Consider the following 2235-nt stretch of genomic DNA (forward strand, 5'->3'; position numbering starts at 1 on the left):
GAATCCTACTTCATGTGTACCTCCATCTCCAGTACGTACTAAGTTAACAAACGAAATAATATTTTCCTGATAGCTTTGTGTAAACTGCATCGCAATTTCTACTTCTATTTCATTATTAGTATCATCAAAAGAGATAATAGGTGAAACAGCTTCTTTATCATTATTGATCCAGTCAATAAATTCTTCTAAGCCTTTTTCATACTGATATGTTTCATCTTTATCAGTACGTTCATCAATAAGTTCTATTGTCATTCCCTTTAATAAGAATGCATCTTCACGGAGTCTTTCACTAATTGTCTGGAAACTAAATGTTGTGGTAGAGAAAATAGATGCATCAGGCTTAAAATGAATAATAGTACCTGTCTTATTAGTTTTTCCTACTTTTTTTAACTTTCCAATTTTTGTAGCACCATTTTCAAAGCGCTGTGTGTGAATCACACCATCACGATGGACAGTCACCTCTAAAAATTCACTTAACGCATTGACGACAGAAGACCCTACACCATGTAAGCCTCCTGAAGTCTTATAACCACCATCTTCTGAGAATTTACCACCTGCATGTAATACAGTAAGAATAACTTCTGTAGTTGGCTTTCCTGTTTCTTTATTAATACCTGTTGGCATACCACGGCCTTCATCTTCGACCGTTACGCTATTGTCTTTATGTAATGTAACTGTGATCTTCTTACCATAACCAGCAATGGCTTCATCAATAGAGTTATCAACAATTTCCCATACAAGGTGGTGTAAACCACGAGAATCAGTTGAACCAATGTACATTCCTGGTCTTTTTCTTACGGCTTCTAGCCCCTTTAAGATTTGAATATCGGATTCATCATAATGTGTATTTGACATGAGCATACCTCCTCAACTTGACTAGTATAACACAAAAAGGTTTTTTTAGGAAAGTTTGATTTTTTGTAGTATTTATGTATAATGAATTTTTGTGAGGTGAGTCGATGAAATATTTAATTATAATCATCTGTTTATTAATAAGTTATCTATATGGTTCAATACCTTTTGCATTAGTCATTGGTAAAGTGTTTTATAATACTGATGTTCGTCAATATGGATCACATAATCTAGGTGGTACCAATGCAGGAAGAGTACTAGGCAAAAAAGCCGGAATAACAGTTATTTTACTTGATGCAACAAAATGTATCATTACCATCCTACTAACAGGATGGATTGCGAAAGTATCTGGTATTTCAGCTAATATCATTTATCCATGTGCACTATTCTGTATGATTGGTCATTGTTATCCTATCTTTGCGAATTTTCAGGGTGGTAAGGCTGTATCAAGTGCAATCGCCTATACATTAATGACTAATATATATGGTTTTATTATCGCAGTTGCGGTATTCTTAATTACATTAAAGACAACTAAGTATGTATCTTTATCTAGTATCCTTGGTGCAACAGCTGTACTTATTGCATCACCATTTATTGGATATTCTACAACTGGAATCATTACTAATATATGTGTTGTCGCACTTATTGTCTATAGACATCGTGCAAATATTATAAGAATAAAAGAAGGAACAGAAAATAAAGTCAAATGGTTTTAGCCATTTGACTTTATTTAGAAAATGATTCATTTGACTGGTGTGGAAGGAAATCATTATTTCCATAAACTTCGACACTAAACTCGCCATTACTATAATCCACAATTGTTTCAGAACAGCCATCCACAACAGGACTATTGACTTTAATATAGTCTTTTCTATCAAGGTTCATGATAGTGGCCATAATAATAGTAAAACAGAATCCATGAGTGACAATAAAGACATTATCATAAGGCTTCTTTACAAGATCATTTAAGAAGTCTTTAACTCTTTCTTCAATTTCATCATAGGTTTCCCCTTCTGGAATACCATTGGATATTTCAGGGTGACACCATAAATCATGATAAGCTTTTTTATATTCCTCTGGAATTTCATCAATTTTCTGTCCTTCTAATAGTCCAAAGTTCATTTCTCTAATGCGTTCATCAGTAATGATGGACTGATCATCAAATAAGAGTTTTGCGGTATCATAGGCACGCTTAATAGGACTAGAATAAATAGCATCATAATGGTTATTCTTGATGTGTTCTTTTAATGCAAGAATATTGTCCATGCCTTCAGGACTTAAAGGAGAATCTTTACATCCTTGAAGTCTTTTTTCTTTATTCCAAAGCGTTTTAGAATGTCTAATAATTGTAATTTTCATATTAAATAAAAATAAGGGTATTAT

The 2235-nt window shown here is 33.0% G+C and carries 3 protein-coding genes; 1 reads left to right on the top strand and 2 read right to left on the bottom strand.

All coding sequences use genetic code 11. The annotated features are described in order from the left end of the window. On the bottom strand, positions 1 to 855 hold an 855-nt coding region (locus ACT8VG_RS10405; protein WP_444195829.1), incomplete at its 3' end, for an ATP-binding protein. 104 nt (positions 856 to 959) lie between these two features. On the opposite strand from ACT8VG_RS10405, the gene plsY reads away from it, so the two are divergent. Further along, on the top strand, positions 960 to 1568 hold the full coding sequence (gene plsY / locus ACT8VG_RS10410; protein WP_117458010.1) for a glycerol-3-phosphate 1-O-acyltransferase PlsY: 609 nt from the start codon (positions 960 to 962) through the stop codon (positions 1566 to 1568). Positions 1569 to 1578: 10 nt separating this feature from the next. Here the strand turns inward: plsY and ACT8VG_RS10415 are convergent. Next, positions 1579 to 2235: histidine phosphatase family protein (locus ACT8VG_RS10415; protein ID WP_444195830.1), on the bottom strand; the 657-nt coding region annotated here is incomplete at its 5' end.

Source organism: Catenibacterium sp. (assembly GCF_052354645.1).
Taxonomy (GTDB): domain Bacteria; phylum Bacillota_I; class Bacilli_A; order Erysipelotrichales; family Coprobacillaceae; genus Catenibacterium; species Catenibacterium mitsuoka_A.

What these genes read in the sequence shown, in the direction of transcription:
- plsY (WP_117458010.1), top strand. Translation starts at nt 960, where the DNA reads ATGAAATATTTAATTATAATCATCTGTTTATTAATAAGTTATCTATAT.